Genomic DNA, 19,765 nt, shown 5'->3' with positions numbered 1-19,765 from the left:
GCCACGATACAGGCTGATCCTTTGCCACATTTCGACGCGGCATTCGTGATGAACCTGCCCGATCGATTAGGCTTTACTGTACAGCGCTAAGATCGCCGCCGATCTCTGCCGCGGAGCTACTCCATCGAACGCGCTGCCGCTGCTAGAACATCTGCAAGTTCATCGATTGAGTACGGCTTGCGCAGCAGGCGGAGTCCTCGCGTCCCCTGCTCTGCCAGTACGTGACTGTAGCCGCTCGTCAGCACAACCGGCAGGTCGGGAAACCGGCTCTTAATGTCTCCTGCAAGCTCGATGCCTGACCGCCCCGGCATCACCACGTCGGTAAAGACTACGTCGTACCGAGTGGGGCTGCGCTCTAGCTCGGCAATGGCCGCATCGGCGCCCTCTACCCAGTGGGAGCCATACCCCAGCTCCGTCAGCGCCTGCACAGCGAAAGCGCCGACGTCGCGATTGTCCTCGACCACCAGAATGCATGTGCCGGCAGCCAGCGGTGGTGTACTCTCCCGTGGCGCGCTCTCGGCAGACAACTTCTCGGTTGCGAGCGGCAGGTAGAGGGTGAAGGTAGATCCTCGCCCGATCTCACTCTCCACCGCCACGTCGCCGATCGATTGCTTGGCAAAGCCGAACACCTGGCTGAGGCCCAACCCAGTGCCGTGCCCGACCCCCTTGGTCGTAAAGAATGGCTCGAATATGCGCTCGAGCTGGTGTGCGGGGATACCCGCTCCGGTGTCGGAGATAACGATCGCGACGTGTCTTCCGCACACCGCCGAATGCTGCCGCAGAGGGGGGATCTCGTTCACGATCTTGACGGAGATCGTCAGGCGGCCACCTCCCTCCATGGCATCGCGCGCGTTCACGGCCATGTTGACGACGGCGGTATCGAACTGGCTTGGATCGGCGAGCACCATCGCCGGCTCGTCTGTAAACTCGTAGCGCCCCTCGACCAGCGAGCCCGTCAAAGTACCCAGAACGTCCTCCAGCGCGCGGACGTTCGCCACTGCGTCAAATACCTGCGGCTGGAGCGTCTGACGCCGCGCGAAAGCCAGCAGCTGGCTCGTCAGCTTGGTCGCACGATCTGCCGTGTCCGCGATCGCGTCGACATAGCGGATCCGTTTGTCGTCACTTAACCCCGGGCGACGGAGGAGGTCGACGGACCCGCGGATGACGGTGAGAAGGTTGTTGAAGTCGTGCGCCACCCCGCCAGTGAGCTGCCCAACGGCCTCAACCTTCTGCGACTGGCGCAGGGCCTCCTCGGTGCGTCTTAGGGCTTCGTCAGCTTCGCGGGTTGCGGTCACGTCGCGGCCGATGGCGAATATCTCGTCGCGCTCAGGAGCCGCCACCCAGGAGATCCAGCGATAGTCGCCGCTCTTGTGGCGGAATCGAGCAATGAAGGCGGGGAGCTCACCCACCTGCGAGATTGCAAGAGCGCGTCTGCCCGGGCCGAGGTCGTCGGGGTGGAGAAAGTCGAATGCCGACTTACCGATCACTTCTTCCTCGTCGTAGCCGAGGATGGTTGCCCAGGCGGGATTGGCACGCGTGTAGACGCCGTCGGGGCTCGCCACGAGCAGGAGATCCGGCGACGCGTTCCACAGCCGCTCCAGCTCTGCGACGCTGGTCTCGACCCGCGCAGCGAGGTCATGAGCCTGCTGTCGTAGGCGTCGCTCCATCATCTTCTGCTCGGTCTGATCGAGCATGGCGCCAATCATGTGGATGGCTCGACCGTCGGTGTCCCGCAGGACGTATCCGCGATCACGGATGTCGGCATAGCTGCCGTCCGCTCGCTGGAAGCGATAGTCGTCGATCCAGTCGGTCCCTCCGCCATCGATGACGGCGTGAATGCTAGCATTGATGCGCTGCCGGTCATCGGGGTGGATGTGCCCGATCCACCAGGCTCCAGTAGGCGCGACGTCCTTCAGCGCGTAGCCATGAGCGGTCGTCAACGCCTCATTCCAGGTCACGTGATCCTGCACGAGATCCCAGTCCCAGATCGCATCGTTGGTGGCCCGCGTCGCAAGCCGGAGCCGCTGCTCGGCTTCCCGCAAGCTGTCTTCCGCCACGCGCGACGCGGTCACGTCCTGCACCGTCCCGATCAGGCGGTGGGCGCGTCCATCGCGGAAGAGCGTCTGTCCTCGAGCCGAGACATGGCGCAACAGCCCGTCCTCTATGCCAATCGTGCGATATTCGGTTTCGAGGATGCCATTGCCGGCTGGATCCAAGGCAGTGGCGACCGCCTTGTTGGCCGCCTCGCGGTCGTCGGGATGGACGCCGCGAACGAACGCCTCTTCATAGGTGACCGGGGCGCCGGCCGGGAGGCCAAAGAGTGCCCGGCAGCCGTCGTCCCAGCTCAGACTGCGACGGGCAACATCGAAGTCGAACGTGCCAAGCCGCGCTGCCGCGGTCATCATCCTGGCCACCCGGTGCGCATCTTCAAGCGCCACCTTGGTCTGGTGTTCGACGGTGATGTCGCGAACGGCTTTGACGAAGCCGGGTCCACTCGGACCTTTAAGCGGTGTCATGGCGCCGTGCGCAAAGAAGCGGCTTCCATCCTTGCGGAGATGCCATCGTTCGTCAGCAGCCCGGCCCGTCGCACGAGCCGTCGCCAACTCACGCTCGGGAACGCCTTCGTCGCGGTCCTCTGGCGTAAAGAAGCGAGCTGCGGGGCTCCCGCACATTTCCGCCTCGCTCCACCCGAAGATGCGCTCGGCGCCAACGCTCCAGCTCGTCACCACGCCGTCTGCGTCCATCGCGATGATGGCGTTGTCGATGGCTGAGTCGACGATCGCGTGGTATCGATCGTCCATGGCTTCGACCCGCCGCTCGGCCTGATCGAGGGCCATCGCCTGCTCGCGCTCGTCCAATGCATCTCGACTGGCGATCAGCTCGACTACCTGCTCCGCCAGCAGCATCATCGCGTCACGCTGTGCATCGTCGAGCCCACCGGCGCGCGGCACGGTAGAGATCGCGCATAGCGTGCCGAGCACCTGATGCTCTGCGTCGATCAGGGGAACGCCGGCATAGAAGCGGATGTGCGGCTCGCCCGTCACAAGCGACATGGTCGCGGTACGCGGATCCTGCGACAGATCCTCGATCTGGAAGAGACCGGGTTGGCGAATGGCGATCGCGCACACTGAGGTGTCGAGTGCGGTCTCGTCGACTGACACGCCACCCTTCGCCTTGAACCACTGACGGTTCACGTCGACCAAGCTGACCAACGCAATCGGCACGCGACAAATGTTTTGCACCAAGGCGACAATCCGGTCGAACTTGCGATCCGCCGGGGTGTCGAGGATGTCATGGCGACGCAAGGCAGCAAGCCGGTCGAGCTCGCTCATTTCGTCCTGCTGCAAGGGATCGGTGGGAGTGTCGGTCAAAGCTCGTCTAACCACGTTATGGCGGCCGTTGTTCGTCGGCATGGCTCTCGATCGCCGCCTGGAAGCGGCCGTATAACGACGTAGCGGGCTTAGAGCCATTGCCATGGGGCAGGTGCGACACCCGCCATTCAGCAGGATGCGCCGCCGCGCCTAGCCTCGTCGCATCGCCTCGGCTGCGAGACGACGATCTGTGACGTCATCGTACGTGATGGCGCCTTTCCTACCCCGCGCATTGCAGCAGGTGCAGTAGCTTTGACAGTGCCCGTTCGAAGCTTCGTCTCTGCTTCAACGACGGCCGTCGTCTAATAGCGGGGTTTGCAAGCGCCTTTGTGTGGGGACGTCATTTGCCGGGGCACGGTCGTCTTCGCGGTCGACATGAGCCGCCGCATCATGGGGCTTCGCGGGATGGCCCTTCCAATGTTCGTTCCGCACGCATCGAACCGGGTTCGCGGTGCAACGGCCGAAGCGGAATGGACCAGCCTACGTCCCGGCAGGGACGCCTCGTCACGCCATAGGCGCTGGCGAGCTCTTGGATCAGGCGGTAGCGGTTGTCCTGGTGAACAGTTCTCCGGAGCGCAGCATCGCGTGCATGATGACCGCGAGCTTGCGGGCTACGGCGACCGCAGCACGCTTGAAGCCAATCTTCTCGCGGAGCCTCATGCCCCAGCTGCGCAGATCGCTGTCGGCGTGGCTGCGCGTCAGGATCACGACGGCCGCCTCGTACAGGAGCGAGCGGACGTGGCTGTCGCCGCGTCTGGAGATATGGCCGTCATAGTCCACCTCCCCCGACTGGTATCGCCTGGTGGTCAGCCCGAGCCAGGCGCCGACCGAGCGGGATCGGCTGAAGTTGGCGGGGTCCTCTACCGCGGTTCGTTGGCCTCAGCACCGCCGCACCTCGCGATGCCTTCAAGACGCGGTGCAATAAGTGCAATCACGATTGCAGGGTTATAATATTGCGTCGAGACGCAACTATCTCCACCTGCCGCGTTGCCGGTTTGTCGGCAATGGAGACGACCCATGCGTATGTTTGAGACCGCCGCCAGCACTGCGCTGGCGATCGCGGCGCAAGCGCTAGTGGTTGGTGTGGTGCTTACCTCGCTCTGATCATCGGCTGACCGCTCCCCTTTGAAGGGGAGCGGCGCGTCCGTTTACAGCTTTTGAGCCTCTTGTGTCGGCGGCACTTTGCGACCGGCATCCATGAAGCGGGAACCGCCGGTATGCGCAGTGGAGGGTATCTCCGACACCGACATAACGCATGTTGTTAGATGGGGCGTCCGCTTCGCCGTTGGACCGTTCTCACGAATTTGGCTGGCTGGTCTTTATCGTTCCATTCAATCCCGCCGGGGAAAACCCGCCTGAAGAAACGGCGCCCTTGTTCTGGTAGACGACGTTGAGCACCTGCGCGGCATTGCGGCCGAGCACCAATCCGCCGAGATTGGTGGGTACCAAATTCGCCGTGGTGGCATCGCCGATATCCTGGTCGTTCTCACCCGAGCCGTCGAGATCGTCACGCGCGTTCGAGATCTGAGTCACCCGCGTGTAGATGCTTGGTACCGTCAGCCCGCGTCGCCACAGCTCGGAGCGTATCACTCCGTCATGGTAGCATTCGGTTGCGAGGATCCCCGCGGAGGCTTCCAGGAAGGTCTTGTTCGTGATCAAACGAGCCGAGCCGCGGTAAGCGGTCACGCCAACATCGGTCAGCAGGTACGAGCCGATCAGGAAATTCTCGTCGTTCAGAAACGGATCGAAGATTTCCGTCGCACCTATGACGCCTGCCGCGCGCGCGGCAGCTGTAAAGGCGCCGACTGCGGTCGCGCCCCCCGATCGTTACACTGGCGCTACCTGACAGATTGATCGCGGGCTGCGCTACCGCTGCGCTGCCGAGGTTGGTACGTAAGAAGCCTATGTGACCTAGCTCATCGAAGGCAATCTCGCGTGCATATTGCTGGACGACTGGGTCGCTGAAGGTAACCTCGCGTGCGGCGCCATCGCCGCTACCGGTCACCACCGCGCCCTGCGCGCCCGCGCCGGTCTGCAGGCTTGCCGCGATGCCTTGGCCCGACACCGCGTAAGAGTGTAATTCCCCTCGAGGTACTCGAGCTGCAGCGCGAAGTTGAGCACGTCAACGTCACTCACGGTTGGCGTCGGCGTCGCGGAGACGGTCGGGGCGGGCTCGCCTTCATCATCGTCGTTGCATCCCGACAGCAGCGCGAGACCGCCGGTCATGGCCGCGGCGCCTCCGCACAGCCGGATGAAGTTGCGGCGAGCGCGACGCTGATGCTCGGCGCGCTCCATGAGGTCAAGAAACTCGATTGGGTCACTCATCGCAGCCTACTCGGTTCGCGCCGGAGCGCCGCAGCGCCGCGCTGGGGTTGTTGATACCGTTGGGGAAAAAGCCGCCCGCTGAACGCGTCCGAAGGCAGCGCGCTTCTCTGGCGCTACAAGGCTTTCTGCCCCGGTCACGCATGAGCTTGCAGCGGACAGGCCAGAGTTGGTCCACGAACACCCTTGCGGCGCTCTCAGGATCTCGCGTGAAGGCAGCCATCACACCTTGGGCGGAGTACCCGGAGGACGGCCTCCGCGACTGGCGGACCTCTCGGCCACGGCGCTTCGCTGTTGGGAGATACGCGATGTCAGCCGAGATTGTGTCAGACGTTCCGCGTGGCAGGGTCTGACAGCCTGTCGGCGAGTGCAGCAATGGCTTCGCCGTGAAAGGCGGGAATCAAGGTTCCGTCTATTGGCACCGGGCGTTCTGGCGTCAGGAGAGCCGCCTCGCGGTGGGCAGGATCCAGCCTCAGCCACACTCGGACTGCGCCCTACAGACTGGTAACCTCAGCGAGATCGTCATCGCCTCTCGGCACATTCTCGAGCGCAGCGCTCATCCGCCAGTCGATCTCCGCTGTCCCCCTGCCGCCCCACGTGGCCTCCGCCATCTTCTGCTCCGTACTTATCTCCAGATGGTGCTTCGAGCGCTCCCACTGACATGAAGTTCCGGGCGCGTACCCGACGTTAAAAGAGTGGCCGAGGACGATAGGTTTGACCTTCTTCGAGCGACCCTGCACGGGTCCACTCGGCAGTCTTCGACGCCACGAGAGGGATGCGTGAATGTCAGGTGCGGACAGAACGGCGGTGGTCACCGGCGGCAACGACGGTCTTGGCCGCGAGATGGTGTTAGCGTTCGCGCGACGTGGCTGTAACGTCGCGTTCAACTTCATAACGGGTGAGGATCGTGCCGCTACGCTCGTTTCGGCGGTCGAGGCGATGGGAAGGCGCGCCCTCGCACACCGATCGGACGTCGGGGTGAAGGCTGACGTCGACGCCTTCTATGCCGCTCTCGCAGACTGGGGTGGAACGCCTGACGTCCTCGTCAACAATGCCGGTGTTCAAACATGGTCGCCGCTGCTGGAGCTTGAGGAGGAGGACTGGGATCGTGTGATCCGGACCAACCTGAAGGGGTGTTTCCTGCACACGCAAGCAGCCGCCCGCCGGATGGTCGCGGCCGGACAGGGCGGCGCGATCATCAACTTGGGATCCGGCTGCAACCTGCTCGCTTTCCCGCGTCTGGTCGATTACACCGCCTCCAAAGGCGGAATCGAACAGTTGACCAAGGTATCGGCGCTCGAACTCGGGCCGTACGGCATACGCGTCAATTGCGTCGCACCAGGCGCGATCGAGACCGATCGCACGCGCGCCGAAGTGGATGATTATGCCGGCCGCTGGTCCCCGATCACGCCGCTGCGACGGGTCGGCACGGTAGAGGATGTGGCCGCGGCCGTGGTCTGGCTTGCCGGACCGGAGTCCGCCTTCGTCACCGGGCAAACGTTGTTGGTCGATGGTGGCGTCTTTTCGCAGGCAGTCTGGCCAGAGTACGGCAGCGCCGGGTAGCGCATCCGCTACCCCGGTCAGGTGACCGGTGCGGCAGGAGACGCGTTGCCCTCGATCATGGTGTCAACTCGACGATCGGCGAGAAAGCCTCGATGAGGCGCCGGATCGACACCGCGATCCGGCGACTCGTCGCCTCGGACCCGCGCACGTGCCGGGCGTGCGCTCCGAGTCAGAAGACGCTATTCGCCGTCGGCGTCGGCGTCGTCCTGCTCCAGCAGTTGGTCGACGGCTTCGCCGAGCAGGTCGAGTTGCTCCAGGGAGGCGACCAGTTCGAGCGACTCGCCGTCGTCGCTCTCGATGAGCAGCAGATACTCATCGCCGTTGGGCTCGATCGTGAATTTCGTTAGTCTTGTCATGCGCTTGCTCCTGAGTATCGCCGCAGCCTAACGCTGGCTCCGATCGCGAGATCCTGCGTCGAGCATGCTTTTCGGATAACGGGCACGCGCAGCGAGGTCGCCTACGTGCCGCTCGAAAACGGAGAGCTGGGCGCGGTCGTGCCCATCCGGCGAGGCGTCGGTGGTTGCGCGTTCGATGCTCCTCGTCAGCTTCATGGTCGAGTTCGCCGGCTCCGAGTGGCGAGCGGTCGATCCGCTTCCAGTAGGCCAGAATCTGATTGCTCGACATCAAGTAGGCCGCGGCGCCGTCTCACCGGGGTGATTTCGCGATGGTGCCGGCCGATCTGACTGGCTAATCGGCGCTGGTGCATGTCCCGCTAGGTTCGCTCGCCCCGGCGATGGCCCGCGTTCGCGCGGTGCCCGGCTCGCCTTACTTTATCACCGAGGACGGCGCGCCTTGGACCCCGATCGGGCACAATGACGCGATCACCTGGCCCGACCTCGCGCCGCTGTTCCGGCGGCGAGACCTCGCGGCGGTGGAACGGCATCTGCTCGAGCTTCGCGCGCACGGCGTCACGGTCATTCGCCTGATGCTGGAATATTGCCACGGCGAGCACCGCTATCTCGAACGTCCCGTGGGGCGCTTCGTACCCGCGATGGTGCGGTTGTGGGACGACCTGTTCCGCCTGCTCGAGCGCGTCGGGCTGAGGGTGTTGCTCACCCCCTACGACACCTTCTTCATGTGGATTCGGTGGCAGCGGCACCCTTACGCTCGCGCGAACGGAGGCCCGTGTGCCGGCCGCGACACGTGGCTGACCTGTCCCGAGACGCGGCGCGCGATCAAGCAACGGTTGGCCTTCGCGAGCGAGCGCTGGGGCAGCAGTCCGGCGCTGTTCGCCTGGGACGTGTGGAACGAAATCCACCCGGCCCATGGCGGCGACGACCCGGCCGCCATCGCTCCCTTCATCGATGACGTATCGTCGTGGCTGCGCACGCATGAGCGCGAGCGGCTCGGCTATGCCAATCTCCAGACCGTGTCGATCTTCGGCCCCGAGCTGATACGATATCCCGCGCTGGTAGAACCAATCTTCCGCCACCCGTCGCTCGACTTTGCCAACACCCACCTCTACGAACATGGCACGATCGACGACCCGCGCGACACCGTCACTCCGGCGCTCGCCGCTGCCCGGCTGATGCGCGACGCGGTGATCGCCGCCGGCCCCGCCCGGCCGGTGTTCGACTCCGAGCATGGTCCGATCCACCGCTTCAAGGATCGCAAGCAGACGCTGCCCAGCGCCTTCGACGACGAGTACTTCCGCCACATCCAATGGGCGCACCTCGCCAGCGGCGGCGCGGGCGGTGGCATGCGCTGGCCCAACCGCCACCCGCATGTCCTCACGCGGGGCATGCGCGTGGCTCAGCGGGCGCTGGCGGACTTCCTGCCGCTTATCGACTGGAACGCCTTTCGCCCTCGCAACCTGTCCGCGGAGCTGCGCTGCGCGGATCGCGGCGTGGCAGCGGTCGGCTGCGGCGATGAGCGGCAGGCGCTCGCGTGGCTCGTACGGACGGACGCGATCGATGCGGAGGGCACGCTTGCCCCGCGGCACGACGCGAACGCCACCATGCTGCACGTCCGGGGGCTGGCTGACGGCGCCTATGATGTCGTCTGCTACGACACGCGCGTCGGAACGATCGTCACCCGTACCCGCGTCCAGAGCACCGACGGCGAACTCGTCGCCGCGGTCGGGCCGGTGCGAAGCGATTTGGCGGTCGCGGTGCGCGGCGCGGCATGAGCGGGTCGGACGCGGCAGCCCGCGCACCCCGAGCCAGCGACTGGCGCGAGACCGCGCTGTACGCACCGGTCAAGGCATTCCTCGAGGCACAAGGCTTCGCGGTGAAAGGCGAGGTCTGCGGCTGCGACGCCGTCGGGCTTCGCGCCGGCGAGCCGCCGCTTATCGTTGTCGCGGAGCTCAAGCTCTCGTTCACGCTCGAGCTGGTGCTTCAGGCGGTCGACCGAATGCGCGGCGCCGATATTGTCTATCTCGCGGTCGCCGGCTCGCGCCGCGGGCGCGACCAGGACCAGCGGGTCACACGCCTGTGCCGCCTGCTGGGTGTGGGGTTGCTCGCGGTCGACCTGCGCCTCGATCTTGTCACCGTCCTCTGCGAGCCCGTGCCCTATCGCCCGCGCCTCAACCTACCGCTGCGTCGCCGTCTTGTAAGAGAACATACCCTGCGCCAGGGCGATCCGAGCGCCGGGGGCTCGTCGCGCCAGCCGATCATGACCGCCTATCGCCAGCGCGCGCTCGCCTGCGCGGCGGCGATGCGCGACGGCGGCGCACGGCCGCGTGATCTGCGCCACCTGGCGGAAGATGCCGGCACCATTCTGTCGCGTAATGTCTACGGCTGGTTCGAGCGGGAGCGCCCCGGTCACTATCGTCTGTCGGATCAAGGAAGAGCGATGATCGCGGATGCTAGGTGACGTCTCGTTTTAGGATTGTGGCCTATGGTTCGCGAGCCGCTCGACTAGTGACTATGGGGTTTGCGCATGAAGCGCGTGGGCGGGTGCTCCGATCGCGGCGGCACGAGCGACAAGACTTGCCGTCATGAAGGTCGTTCCTTGTGCCATAAAACGGCGGGGCGTGGTGCCAAGGAAGTCGTTCGCATCCCGCAGAAAATGCGACGCATCGTGGTAGCTGCTGTCGATGCGGTCATATGCCTGGATTCCCCCCGAACTGAGCAGTCCGATGAACGAGCGGAGGAAGCGCGCGCGTCGAAGTAGCATTTTCGGCGGCATGCCAAATGCATATGTAGCGACGCGGCGGAGCGTATCTGAGGAAAGCGCGAGCCGATCCGCCGCGTCGGCGATCTCGATTACCCCGCCGACCAGCATGAGCTCCGTGAAGCGCCTGACGATGTCGTCGTAGGGATGCTCATTGGCAAATAAAGGCGTCAAGATTGCGTCCAACGTGGCTGCGATCTCCGTCTCATCCACGAGCGCAAGAAGTGAGTTGAGCAGGCTATCGGAAAGCGCCTCACTCATGATCGTCCGAAGCGGCAACACCCGGTTGTGGAGCGCGGAGGAGGAAAGCGGGACCAGCCTGATCCAACCTAACGCGGTCAGGCCGACGCCGACCTGGATACCCCCGTTCGTGGTTGCTCGAAAGGCGCGGCTCGTAGGACCGTAGAGACTGACGCGATCCACGTTGAAACGGTGCTGTCGAAGGGTGATGGAAACCGGTCCAGCGTCGAGCAGCACGCAGATCATGGGCGGCGCCGGCAGAAACCAGTTTATCATCTCGGCGCGATCACGCGCGGCATAGGTGGCGTATCCACTGACGGTTTCCCGCAGGCTGACACCAGGCAGATCGTAGCGCATCGCCAAGCCATCCGGCATCGCGAACGCGTTCAGGGATACATTCGTCCGGTTCGTGCCACCGCGCAGGTCATCGGTTCTCATCAAGGCCCTATCGCAACGTGACCACCTGATCTCGGGCAGCCCTACCCGCGGCAGTGCCCGTCGCGACGAAGCCGAACAAGGCCTCAACCTGCAATCCTAAAGGGTCACGCGGTGCTATCTCGGCTATACCTGCCCCGTTCTTGGACGCTCGACGCGAGTTGCCAGGGCGTGTCGGTCCTAAATCGGTGCGCCGCTCAGCCTCCTCTCCGCGCACGCCATGTCCGACACGAACATGACGCTCGCCGACCGCCGCAGGAGCGGACTATCACGTTGCCGCTCGTGGCCGCGTCTGTGAATCAGCCAGCAGCAGAGGTCCGCATGAGGTTCTTAGCGAAGCGCCGCGCTTCAAGCTCCTGGTTGAAGAGGAGGTCAAGCCATCGTCCCTCGTCCGGCAGGTATAGTCCCCACGTCATCTTAGGATGAGCGAACCGGAGCTTGGCTATGATCGTCGGATCGTTGGGCATGTGACCTGCCTATCAAGAAGGTATTGAAAACAGGCGAACCGCCACGGTCAAATCGCTCGGGCTTGTATGAGCGTTCAAAACAGAACGTGTTTACCGACAGCGAGAACCCGTAACCCGGTGGACCCGATCGGTCTTGACGGCCAGCCGGGTATCGGGACAGCCCATCGCTCAGGGGGTCAAGGCCGCTCAACGATGTAGCGCAAAGACCTGCATTCCTCACTCGCTCAGATGGGGGAGCGCATACTCCCTCCGCATGACATCAAGATCCAATCAGCAAGCAAAGCGGCGACCAGGGCAGCTCGGCACCAGGCGCAGGTCAATCCCGCGCAGAAGATTGGTTGTGTCGCTCATTCGTCCAGGTGGACGACAGCCCCCTGCTTTTCGTCAGGGCGGTAAGGACTCGGGTGTCACGAGAAGCGTAACGTCGAACCTTTTTGATGATGCTTGGAGTTCAAGGCATCTCGTGTTCCATGTCTGAGGACGTCCGTTAAATAGGTGCGGTCACCTGCCTTGTGTCACTTCGAGCATCAAAGCTTCAATCTTAGCTGGGCAAGCTGAGCACTAAACAACGTTGCAAACGATTGACTGTAAGGGATCGCTCTATCGCCAGGTAAGGGATGCGGTTAGATCATGCACGCTTCATGCTCACACGATCGCGAGGGGTACAAGGCCAATGATTATACCATATTTCCCTCCCACGTCAGGCCCGCGCCATGAACCGCATCCGTCGCTCGGCCACGGGCTTTGCGTGCAATGTCAGGTTTGCCCCGCGGGTAGCGCCGGCCTGTGTTTCGTTTGCTTTGAAGAAGCGCATAATCAATGGCGCGATCTTGTGGCTCGCTCCGGCCAAAGGGCCGCCAACTAGCTCTGTGAGTTCGCCCAGCCCGCTTCGAGATGCGGTAAAATCGGCAAGGCTCCATCCCGGCAGGAAAGGCCTTGCGCGTCGCAAAGGCCGTCGCTGAGAATGCCGGTATGATCCGCTACGTACTAAGCCTAAGTTCGTGAACCATCGCCGGTCGAAAAAGCGCGCGTTAGTCCCGGGCCGCATGGCGGCTCGGTCCGCGATAGTGGACGTACGACCACGCTTTTACCGTCCCGGGCGGCTTCGTCCGCTGGCGACCTTGGCGATCCGCGGTGTCGCGGTGCTGGTGCTCGTCGGCATCGCCCTGGGCGGACATTGGATCGATCGCGGCGGCCTTCGGGACAATACGGACGGGACGGTCAGCTTCCTCGACATCGTATATTTCACCGTCATCACGGTCACGACCGTGGGGTACGGCGACATTGTCCCGGTCAGCGACTCTGCGCGCATGTTCGACACGTTCGTCGTCACCCCGATCCGAATTTTTGTGTTCCTCATATTTCTGGGTAGCGCCTACAGCTTCATGCTGAGGCAAGGCTGGGAGCGGTGGCGCATGGGCCTCGTCAGACATGAGCTGAAGGATCACGTCATCGTCTGCGGCTACGGCAGATCGGGCTCGGCGGCAGTCAGCGAGTTGCTCGAACGAGGTCATTCTCCTGACCGCATCGTCGTCGTCGATGAGGATAGCGGTCGATTGCGGCTCGCTGAGGAATGGGGCGTCGCAACGGTCGAGGGCGATGCGACCCACAATCGGGTACTCGAAATTGCGAAGGTTGAGGCTGCCAGCAACATCATCGTCTGCCCGGGTCGAGACGACACTGCCGTTCTAATCATCCTCACCTGTCGCCGGCTTGCTCCGCACGCCGGCATCGCCGTGTCGATCGGGGCTATCGAGAACGAGCTGCTTGCTCGCGATGCAGGCGCGAGCATCATCGTCAATCCCGTCAGCTTCGGGGGGCAGCTGCTCGCTCAGTGCACCACGGGTCCGCATGTTGCAGACTACGTCACCGACCTGGTCACGCGAGCTGGTCGCATCGAGCTGCGGGAACGTGCCGTCCGAGCAGATGAAATTGGCTCATCAGCCCGTACCGCAGTAGGAGGTCAGATCGTACGGATCTACCGGAACCATCAGGTGATCGAGGTGGCACAAGCCGAAGAGCCGCGCTTGATGGCAGGAGATTGGATCATCGAGCTTATCGAGGCGAGCTGAAAGCTCCGTCCCCGAACCAGTCGCCCACACGGTCCTGACATCCGCAAATTAATCGCCCGTTCTTGTTGAGAGGCGGGCTGCGCGTCGGACGCAGCTTATTCCCGGCGACCGGTTCGTTGTACATCATGAACCGTCGACAGCGGGCTGCGGCGAAGCGCGTGCCGGCAAGTGGCGGACCCAGCATTCCAAACCCAGTCCGGGAGATCGCCGGACGTGCTCGCACTCTTCGAAGCTGATACAAGAGGCGAGCCCACTTTCATCGCTTACGTGTCAGGGAGCGTTCCATGCCTCTTGATCCATCCCCTAAGGTCAACCGCTTGGCGTGGGGCGCTATCGAGGTCGAGGGGCTTGCTCGCGCTCGCGACCTCAAGCTCTACCCAGGCGGTGGACGCGAATGGGATTGGAGCGAGACCGGCACACGGCACGAGCCCGGCATCCAGCCCGTCGACGTGAGAGAGCTCATCGATCTCGGCTGCGAGGTCGTGATCCTCAGCAGGGGCATGCACCTGCGACTGCAGACAATGCAGGAGACACTCGCCCTGCTCGCAGACGCCGCCGTCGAAGCGCACGTCCTTGAGACGCGCGCCGCCGTGGACCTCTACAACACGCTCGCACGCGACAGAGCGGTCGGCGCGCTCCTGCACTCGACCTGTTAGAACGCCATTACCGTTGAGGGTGAGGCCGGCAAAGCGGCGGACGGTTGCGAGCATGAAGCTGAGGCTGGCCCACCTCATCGCGGCGCCGACGCGACCCGTAGCGGCCTCTGCCCTCAACGCCGAGAACCCGGAAGCGGACGTCCCAGGCGCGCCTCCCGTGTCGTGTCGCTCCGTCCTCTCGGCAGCTGCCTCGACTGCGGGCATCGCACAAATGCTCAGACCATCGGCTAGCCGGTGAGATAAGGGTCGACGGCCACCTCTTCTATGGTCAGCCGCGGCGGCATACGAGTCGCCGATGCTGCAAGCCATGCGCCGCCGCCTTCCCTCTTTCGGGTGGAACCGTCTCCGCGTGTGGCCACTCGCCCGTAAATTGGTCTTTCTCGATCGGACGGCGAGCCGGCGAACATCGCGGCGATGTTGCCGTAGGTGCTCGGGTCTCGTCCATCGAGGCTGAGCCGGTCGTTGAGGTAACATGCGGTGGCCCATGCGGCCTCTGGGCTGGCGGTCATCGCGATGATCCGCTTGGCCCAGTACATGCGAAGGTTGTTGTGCATCCAGCCATCGATGAGGAACTGCCGCTGACACGCATTCCACGTCTCATCGCTCGTCTCACCCGCCAACATGGCTATGAGCGTCTCCATCTCGGGTCGAGGATCGACGGCATGGTCCGACAGCGTGCGGCGAGCCCAATCGGCGACGCGGTCGTACCGTTCCGGCGCCGCCAGCTGCCTGGCCTGGTAGTGGAACCATTCACGCCAGCCGAGCAGCTCGTCTGCGAACTTCCGCTTGTGCTGGCCGCCTGCCGAAGCGCCGTTCACCGCCGCCATGATCTCGCGCGGGCCGAGCACGCCGAAGTGCAGGTAGGGCGAGAGGCCGCTGGCGCTCTCGTTCCGCGTGGCATCGTTCCGGGCTGCGGCGTAGACCGGCAGGACCTCGTGCACCAAGCGGGAGAGGCGCGCGCTTGCGGCGACACGGCCCGGCGGATGCATCTCGCTGACAGGTAGCGAATGGTCGATGTCGAGTCTCGCGACCAGATCGTCGAGGTCGAGGCTCCCCAGCGGGTCGGGCGTGAACGGCAGGTCACCCGCGTACGGCGCCACATCGGAACTCTCTTCATTCCACGTCGACCAGGCAGCGCGCTCCGGCTCGTGCCGCCGCAGGAAACCGGATCGACCGCGAACATCGTCGCCGATCAGCGCCGGCGGCACCAGGCAGGCGGCGTTGACGGCGAATACCGCCACCTTTGCCCGGGCGGCGACACGCTCCGCCTGCCATCGGGCGACAAAGGTCGGCTGATCTTCCAGCACCACTGCGGCCGCTTCCGCGGCGAGGCGATGAACCAACCCCTTCTCCCGTCGCTCGGCGCGGTCAACGTACTGCACGCACGCGAGCCCTCGCTCGTGGCAGCCAGCCGCGAGATCCACGCTGGCGCCGAGAATAAAGCGGTGCAGCCGATCGGATGCGTAAGGGTAATCCTCCCGCACGCCGTGATAGACCAAGACAGGCAGACCAAACGCATTGCCTAACCGGACTGCTGCGTCGACGACTGGATTGTCTCGGGCACGCAATGCCTGCTGCAGCCAGCAGAGGACGTAGCGGCCAGCTCGCGCCACAGGTCGGTCGGTGAGCAGGCGCACTCGCGGCGCCTCTCTCCACACTGCGGTGAGGACCTCGGTGGTCACTAAGCGCTCTCCTTCCTTTGTGCGAACGCCGCAAGAGCGAAGACCGCTCAATCCCCTCGCCAACGATCAGACGGTCTCTGAGCGATTTTGTAGCTGTGTCACGGTCGTATCGTCATAGTTCGCCCCGCCGCTCGTGACGCGCAGCTTAACCAAGTGGCGACGTTTAGCAAATGAGCCGGCCGGGCCATGCGGATTTGCGCCTGCGCGTGTCCGTCTCGTTTGCCTCTTGCGCACTCGCAAGCGCCGGATTGAAGTCGATCCTCGCTCGCGGCCTCTCCGACGTCGTCGATGCGGTCACGTCTTCGACCTCGATCCTGTCTCGTCCCAACTCCTTGGCCCGGTACAGCGCCCGATCCGCCCTGGCGATCACCGTATGAAGCGGCTCTCCGTCGGTCGAGGACGTGACACCCGCGCTGAAGCGCACCTGCATCCCCGACACCTTGGCCTCGACCTGTTCGGGAAGCCTGCTGCGGATACCCTCGAGAACCCTTAGCGCGTGGCCTTCAGACCGATGCCGAAACACCATGACGAACTCCTCGCCTCCCCACCGTGCGACGACGTCGTCCTGGCCGGCACTGGAGGCGAGCAGCGCGGCGAAGTGCTTGAGCACCTCGTCGCCGACATTGTGACCGAACTTGTCGTTTATGGCCTTGAAGTGGTCGACGTCGAGCAGAGCCACCGTAGACGCGGCGCTGAAACCATCGCGGTGGAGCAAGTTGCGCTCGCGACCGATGAGGCAGCGCCGGTTCAGCACGCCGGTGAGCGGATCGGTATCCGCGGCGCGGGATAGCTTCCGCCGGTGGCTGACGCCCATGACGAGCATCGTTCCCAGCATAGCGAGGCCGGCCGCCGCCGACCAGGCGAGTTGCCGGTAGCGCTGAGCCTGCTCGCTCTCGCGTTCACGCGCGAAGCGGAGACTGCGGGCCAGCTCCTCGGTACGTGCAGCCGCCCTGTCCGCTTCGAAGCTGGCGCGCAGCACAGCGGTCTGTCTCGTCCGCTCGTAGGCGGATCTCCGCTCGTCCAGACGGACGGAACGCTCCAAGTCCTGGTAGGCGCCTTCCGTCCTGCCCATGGCCCGGTTCACGTCCGCGCGAAGCCGGTAGGCCTGCGGCGCCGAGGCAAAGGACGAAAGCCGGTCCGCGTTCTCGAGCAGGTGGTCGAGCAGCTCGAGCGCGCGCGCGTGACGCCCCGACATCCATTCCATCTTTGCCCTGAGGAGCTGCGCCTGCGCACCGGCCGGCTCCTTCCACGCATCGAAGACAGCCTGGGCCTGCCGGCACAGCGGCTCCGCGGCGGGCAGACGGCGGAGCTCAATCAACGCGGCGCAGGTCTGGAGATCGAGGTATGCCGAGCCGACCGGATCGCTCACTCTGGGGGACCGCACCCTGGATCGATCGAAGTCAGCGAGCGCAGCCGCGTACGCACCTCGCGTGAGATTGAACAACCCCCGGAAGTACAGGTCGTTGGCCAGCGCGACCTTCCGATCGTGCGCCGTATCCCAGGCGATCACCTCCTCGATGAGAGCGATCGCCTGGAGATGGTCGCCCGCCGCGTTCAATACCCTGGCCAGCTTCTCGGTGGCGATGACGTGCGGCAGCTCGCGGCCCGGCCGCTTTGTGAGCCGGTAGGCCGATGCGAGGAGAGACACCGCCCGCTCCGGCGCGCCCGATAGCCGGCGAGCCTCTCCGCGAGCGATCTGGAGGCAGGCGACTGACACGATGTCGGGAGCCTTACGATCTAAGGCCGACGACAGCGATGAGGCGATCCGATCGACCTGCTCGAGCTTCAGCCCGTTCATCGCAGCGCGGGTCAGCAACTCTACGCGAAGCGACAGGTCGACGGACGATCCGCCGTCGGCCACCTGCCGGACGGTGCTCCTCGCCTTGGCAGGCTGGGAGAGCGTGTCGTACGCTTCCGCCCGTGCGGCCATGCGCCAACCCCAGGCGAGATCGCCGTCCGTTTGCAGCGGATCGCCTGCGGTCGAGAGAAGGAGCGCGGGTGGGTCGCGCCCCGCGTCGTCCGCCAGCGTTTGCAGGCCAGCGGTCGGCGCGCGCATGCATCCCGCCCGTGCCTCGCCGAGGCAAAGGACGCAGGCCACTGAAAGAAGCACGGCAATAGCCGACCTCCGCCACAACCGGCCGTGATCCTGAAGAAGACGAAGACTCGCCCGCATTCGCTGATCCTCGAGCGTAGCCGGCGAATCTAGCCGGGACAAACTAAGGGTTGGTAAATCCTTCGGCACCCTAACCATCGCGGCTGCTGGCTGGCCAGAGCGAGGCGGCGGCCCTGCCCCGCACGTGATGCAAAGGTCAGCGCTTAGCAGTCAGGCGATCGTTGAGCAGAGGTACGACCTCGTGCTCCCTCGGTCTGGCCGGAAACAGAGCGCGAGCACGTTTCCGCACTGTCTATGGGGATGGTCGGTCGACCATCGAGGCGATCGAACCGCATGGCGCATGCGGCTCCTCCGGTCTGGCAGCTCGACTCAAAACGGTGACAAAGCCCATCGGGGCGGCTGCCCAACATCGAACCTTCGTTGGGGCGCAGTAGCAGCTGCGTCTTAAACCGTCATCAAGTCGTCGCGGCCTGGTCTCGGATCGCTGCGGCAATGGTCTGCAGCCCCGACGTCACACCCGGCGCGACCACGCTGAAGCCAATGCCGTGGTCTGCCCAACTCACCTGCTGCACGTCACCGTCTCGGGTCGAAACCATGTCGGCGTCCTTGTCGATGTCCATCGGTCGGCTGAGCACAGCAAGCCGGACCCGGGCGGCGCCATCGTAGAGCAGCAGGAGTGCCGGCCCATGGGGCGTCGCAACGAGGCGGCCTCCCGCGAAATGATACCCCGCGGCCGCGAGATCCGGGACCGCTACCTTGCTTCCGATCCGCCGTGACGCCCAGCTGACGAGCTGCTGCTTCTCACCCGCGCCCATCTCGGCCGGGCGCTGCGTATCGGAGGCGTAGACGCGATAGCTATAGCCTGCCTCCCGGGCCAACGCGCCGATACCAGCCTGCGGCGGCAGCGTTCGCGTGCGCACGCCCCAGCCACCGCCGAAGCCTACCGCGAGGAGGAGCGCCGCCGCCACCGCCTGGAACCATGCGGGTCGCGCACGACGCCGGCTCGCCGCGATCGCTTCGATCCGCATCGTGGCAGGGAGCGGCTCCGAGGCGACCGGGGCGAAGAGGCTCCTGAGCGCGCTACGCTGATCCTGCTGCTGCCGCAGGCGTGCCGCGATCTCCGGATGATCGGCGAGGTAACGCTCTACCACTGAACGACGCTCGGCAGCGAGGCGGTCATCGACCCAGGCGGTCAGATCGTCCTCACCGACGGGCGTCGTCACTTCACCCTCCGCAAGCTGGCACGCGCGCCAGCACCGATCAGCCCGGCCAGTCTGTCCCGCGCGCGTGAGAGGCGCGACATCAGCGTCCCGACCGGGATGCCGAGCACCGTCGCCGCCTCTGCGTAGGACAGATCCTCTATCGACACGAGCAGGATAACCGCCTTCTGGTCGGGCGGCAGGGCATTGAGGCTACGCAGCAGGTCTCCGTGCTCGATCGCGTCGGTCTGCTCCGCTCGGATCGCGAGCGCCACCTCGTTCGCCGTGTCGATCGGGACGAGCGTGGCGCGCCGCGGCGCGCGCCGGCCGTGATCGACCAGCAGATTGTGCAGGATGGCGTACAACCACGGACGTACCGCGTCGCCGCGCCGCTGGCGCCACGACGAGACGGCGCGCTCCAGGCAGTCCTGGACGATGTCGTCGGCCAGCGCAGCGTCGCGCAGCCAACCTCGCGCGTAGCGCCGCAGGCCCGGGATGAGCGGCTCGATCAGGGCGGCGCGCTCGTCCATC

The 19,765-nt window shown here is 64.8% G+C and carries 14 protein-coding genes and 2 pseudogenes; 5 read left to right on the top strand and 11 right to left on the bottom strand.

All coding sequences use genetic code 11. The annotated features are described in order from the left end of the window. Positions 1–116: 116 nt before the first annotated feature. From QBJ89_RS02940 to QBJ89_RS20100, 5 genes and pseudogenes are all read right to left on the bottom strand, one after another. The gene (locus QBJ89_RS02940) at positions 117–3,413 is read right to left on the bottom strand and encodes a PAS domain S-box protein (RefSeq protein ID WP_277979049.1); all 3,297 of its coding nucleotides are present in this window, start codon (positions 3,411–3,413) and stop codon (positions 117–119) included. Between the two features lie 492 nt (positions 3,414–3,905). After that, positions 3,906–4,238 (bottom strand): annotated as a pseudogene (locus QBJ89_RS02935) (transposase); the annotation flags it as partial. A 429-nt stretch (positions 4,239–4,667) separates the two neighbouring features. Further along, the gene (locus QBJ89_RS20110; protein WP_347342813.1) at positions 4,668–5,123 is read right to left on the bottom strand and encodes a ferritin-like domain-containing protein; all 456 of its coding nucleotides are present in this window, start codon (positions 5,121–5,123) and stop codon (positions 4,668–4,670) included. Positions 5,124–5,277: 154 nt separating this feature from the next. After that, positions 5,278–5,376 (bottom strand): annotated as a pseudogene (locus QBJ89_RS20105) (ferritin-like domain-containing protein); the annotation flags it as partial. Then, on the bottom strand, positions 5,373–5,696 hold the full coding sequence (locus QBJ89_RS20100; protein ID WP_347342812.1) for a hypothetical protein: 324 nt from the start codon (positions 5,694–5,696) through the stop codon (positions 5,373–5,375). The gene QBJ89_RS20100 and the pseudogene QBJ89_RS20105, both read right to left, overlap by 4 nt. 780 nt (positions 5,697–6,476) lie before the next feature. Between QBJ89_RS20100 and QBJ89_RS02925 the strand changes: the two genes are divergently transcribed. After that, positions 6,477–7,256, top strand: coding sequence for an SDR family NAD(P)-dependent oxidoreductase (locus QBJ89_RS02925; protein WP_277979048.1), 780 nt, complete (start codon positions 6,477–6,479; stop codon positions 7,254–7,256). 179 nt (positions 7,257–7,435) lie between these two features. On the opposite strand, the gene QBJ89_RS02920 is transcribed toward QBJ89_RS02925, so the two are convergent. Next, the gene (locus QBJ89_RS02920) at positions 7,436–7,612 is read right to left on the bottom strand and encodes a hypothetical protein (RefSeq protein WP_277979047.1); all 177 of its coding nucleotides are present in this window, start codon (positions 7,610–7,612) and stop codon (positions 7,436–7,438) included. Positions 7,613–7,989: 377 nt separating this feature from the next. On the opposite strand from QBJ89_RS02920, the gene QBJ89_RS02915 reads away from it, so the two are divergent. Next, complete coding sequence (locus tag QBJ89_RS02915; RefSeq protein ID WP_277979046.1) at positions 7,990–9,384, top strand: hypothetical protein; 1,395 nt, start codon at positions 7,990–7,992, stop codon at positions 9,382–9,384. After that, positions 9,381–10,070, top strand: coding sequence for a DUF2161 family putative PD-(D/E)XK-type phosphodiesterase (locus tag QBJ89_RS02910; protein WP_277979045.1), 690 nt, complete (start codon positions 9,381–9,383; stop codon positions 10,068–10,070). The genes QBJ89_RS02915 and QBJ89_RS02910 overlap by 4 nt, the downstream gene beginning before the upstream one ends. Before the next feature lie 51 nt (positions 10,071–10,121). On the opposite strand, the gene QBJ89_RS02905 is transcribed toward QBJ89_RS02910, so the two are convergent. Then, on the bottom strand, positions 10,122–11,048 hold the full coding sequence (locus QBJ89_RS02905; protein WP_277979044.1) for an AraC family transcriptional regulator: 927 nt from the start codon (positions 11,046–11,048) through the stop codon (positions 10,122–10,124). A 1,606-nt stretch (positions 11,049–12,654) separates the two neighbouring features. Here QBJ89_RS02905 and QBJ89_RS02900 point away from each other — a divergent pair. Further along, entirely contained in the window at positions 12,655–13,584 is a 930-nt protein-coding gene (locus tag QBJ89_RS02900; protein WP_277979043.1) for a potassium channel family protein, read from the top strand. 284 nt (positions 13,585–13,868) lie between these two features. Then, complete coding sequence (locus QBJ89_RS20190) at positions 13,869–14,240, top strand: MTH938/NDUFAF3 family protein (protein ID WP_431522498.1); 372 nt, start codon at positions 13,869–13,871, stop codon at positions 14,238–14,240. A 227-nt stretch (positions 14,241–14,467) separates the two neighbouring features. On the opposite strand, the gene QBJ89_RS02890 is transcribed toward QBJ89_RS20190, so the two are convergent. The 4 genes from QBJ89_RS02890 to QBJ89_RS02875 all read right to left on the bottom strand — a co-directional run bounded on the left by QBJ89_RS02890 (position 14,468) and on the right by QBJ89_RS02875 (position 19,764). Beyond that, positions 14,468–15,922, bottom strand: coding sequence for a deoxyribodipyrimidine photo-lyase (locus QBJ89_RS02890; protein WP_277979041.1), 1,455 nt, complete (start codon positions 15,920–15,922; stop codon positions 14,468–14,470). 163 nt (positions 15,923–16,085) lie between these two features. Next, a complete protein-coding gene (locus QBJ89_RS02885) occupies positions 16,086–17,978 on the bottom strand; it encodes a GGDEF domain-containing protein (RefSeq protein WP_277979040.1) in 1,893 nt (630 codons plus the stop codon). Positions 17,979–18,490: 512 nt separating this feature from the next. Then, positions 18,491–19,258, bottom strand: a complete 768-nt coding sequence (locus tag QBJ89_RS02880; protein WP_277979039.1) for an anti-sigma factor family protein — start codon at positions 19,256–19,258, stop codon at positions 18,491–18,493. Then, positions 19,255–19,764, bottom strand: coding sequence for an RNA polymerase sigma factor (locus QBJ89_RS02875; protein WP_277979038.1), 510 nt, complete (start codon positions 19,762–19,764; stop codon positions 19,255–19,257). The genes QBJ89_RS02880 and QBJ89_RS02875 overlap by 4 nt, the downstream gene beginning before the upstream one ends. Position 19,765 lies beyond the last annotated feature (1 nt).

The organism is Sphingomonas phyllosphaerae (genome assembly GCF_029623345.1).
GTDB lineage: Bacteria > Pseudomonadota > Alphaproteobacteria > Sphingomonadales > Sphingomonadaceae > Sphingomonas > Sphingomonas phyllosphaerae_C.
The sequence above is the reverse complement of the archived record's forward strand: the minus strand, read 5'-3'. Positions and strand labels throughout refer to the sequence as shown.

What these genes read in the sequence shown, in the direction of transcription:
- QBJ89_RS02875 (WP_277979038.1), bottom strand. Translation starts at nt 19,764, where the DNA reads ATGGACGAGCGCGCCGCCCTGATCGAGCCGCTCATCCCGGGCCTGCGG.
- QBJ89_RS02885 (WP_277979040.1), bottom strand. Translation starts at nt 17,978, where the DNA reads ATGCGCGCGCCGACCGCTGGCCTGCAAACGCTGGCGGACGACGCGGGG.
- QBJ89_RS02925 (WP_277979048.1), top strand. Translation starts at nt 6,477, where the DNA reads ATGTCAGGTGCGGACAGAACGGCGGTGGTCACCGGCGGCAACGACGGT.
- QBJ89_RS02920 (WP_277979047.1), bottom strand. Translation starts at nt 7,612, where the DNA reads ATGACAAGACTAACGAAATTCACGATCGAGCCCAACGGCGATGAGTAT.
- QBJ89_RS02915 (WP_277979046.1), top strand. Translation starts at nt 7,990, where the DNA reads ATGGCCCGCGTTCGCGCGGTGCCCGGCTCGCCTTACTTTATCACCGAG.
- QBJ89_RS02910 (WP_277979045.1), top strand. Translation starts at nt 9,381, where the DNA reads ATGAGCGGGTCGGACGCGGCAGCCCGCGCACCCCGAGCCAGCGACTGG.
- QBJ89_RS02905 (WP_277979044.1), bottom strand. Translation starts at nt 11,048, where the DNA reads ATGAGAACCGATGACCTGCGCGGTGGCACGAACCGGACGAATGTATCC.
- QBJ89_RS02940 (WP_277979049.1), bottom strand. Translation starts at nt 3,413, where the DNA reads ATGCCGACGAACAACGGCCGCCATAACGTGGTTAGACGAGCTTTGACC.
- QBJ89_RS20100 (WP_347342812.1), bottom strand. Translation starts at nt 5,696, where the DNA reads ATGAGTGACCCAATCGAGTTTCTTGACCTCATGGAGCGCGCCGAGCAT.
- QBJ89_RS20190 (WP_431522498.1), top strand. Translation starts at nt 13,869, where the DNA reads ATGCCTCTTGATCCATCCCCTAAGGTCAACCGCTTGGCGTGGGGCGCT.